Source organism: Amnimonas aquatica (assembly GCF_002943415.1).
GTDB lineage: Bacteria > Pseudomonadota > Gammaproteobacteria > Pseudomonadales > Moraxellaceae > Perlucidibaca > Perlucidibaca aquatica_A.
In genome coordinates this window covers 1-1,052 of the sequence record NZ_PTQZ01000380.1, presented here as the reverse complement: position 1 = coordinate 1,052, position 1,052 = coordinate 1, and the positions used below count along the sequence as shown (strand labels likewise).

The window sequence follows — 1,052 nt, the reverse complement described above, 5'->3', positions numbered from 1 at the left end:
CTCGCGCTCGTGTCGGTCGCCTCAAAGCTGTGCTGGAAAGTCGCGCAGTGCATGCGGAGGTACTGAGCTATTGCCGTGCTGAGTTGCTGGATGAAAACTACTTCCACGCCGTTTTCGAGGCCACGAAGGGTGTTGCCGAGCGGATTCGCTTATTGTCGGGTCTGAACGGTGATGGCGCGGAATTGGTGAACAAGGCATTCGCAGGCCAGCAGCCTGTTCTCGCCTTGGGGCCGCTTGCCACTGAGTCTGAAAAAAGCGAGCAGAAAGGCTTTGCTAACCTGCTGATCGGCCTGTTCGGCGCTGTGCGCAATCCGCTGGCCCACGCACCCAAAATGAATTGGCCTATGTCCGAGCAGGACGCACTGGACATCCTGACGCTGGTGTCGCTGATTCACCGCAAGCTGGATGGCACCACCAAGTTTGCGGGCGTATCGTCATAACGGAAAGACAAGAATGGACGAGGCGATCGTTGTCTTCTCACGGAAAGGGATTTTCCAGACCACGATGCACCGGTACAACTGGATACGGCCGCATCAGTTCAATGACGGGCTGGCACCGGCTGTTGCGGAAGAAAAACTTAAAGCCGTGTCCGGGATTAGTTGACCACTACACAGCAGAACGCGTATGTCGAGCGCTTCAACCGTACGGTGCGCTACGACTGGCTGACGCAATACGAGTTCGACAAGCTGGCCGAGGTGCAGGACTTCGCGACGCAGTGGATGTGGACCTACAATCACGAACGCCCGAACATGGCCTTGGGCGGTATCACCCCGAAACAGCGGCTGGCCATGGCCGCGTAACTCTACTTCTGGACCCCGTGGAAAATGGGGGGATTACCGATTGACATTTGGTTGGTCAACCAATTACAGTCCAATGATCAGACTGGTAAGAGGCTTTTTCAAGGCCCGAATCCATCATGGAGAGACTTATGAATTTGACGCCGATCCAGACTCGAAAGGTTGATTTTGATGTTAAGGCCGTTCCCCGCCACTGGAACGGTGGTGATCCGGTTCTGACCCGCTTTTTTGATGCGCTATCGGTACATTTTCCTG

The 1,052-nt window shown here is 55.3% G+C and carries 2 protein-coding genes and 1 pseudogene; all 3 read left to right on the top strand.

All coding sequences use genetic code 11. The features are described 5' to 3' along the window. Nucleotides 1-440, top strand: a 440-nt coding sequence (locus C5O18_RS10175; protein ID WP_105193509.1) for a TIGR02391 family protein, incomplete at its 5' end; no start/stop codon positions are given. Nucleotides 441-453: 13 nt separating this feature from the next. Further along, nucleotides 454-603: a hypothetical protein gene (locus C5O18_RS10645; protein WP_158249342.1), complete on the top strand. Its 150-nt coding sequence runs from the start codon at nucleotides 454-456 to the stop codon at nucleotides 601-603. An 8-nt stretch (nucleotides 604-611) separates the two neighbouring features. Beyond that, nucleotides 612-800 (top strand): annotated as a pseudogene (locus tag C5O18_RS10170) (integrase core domain-containing protein); the annotation flags it as partial. Nucleotides 801-1,052 lie beyond the last annotated feature (252 nt).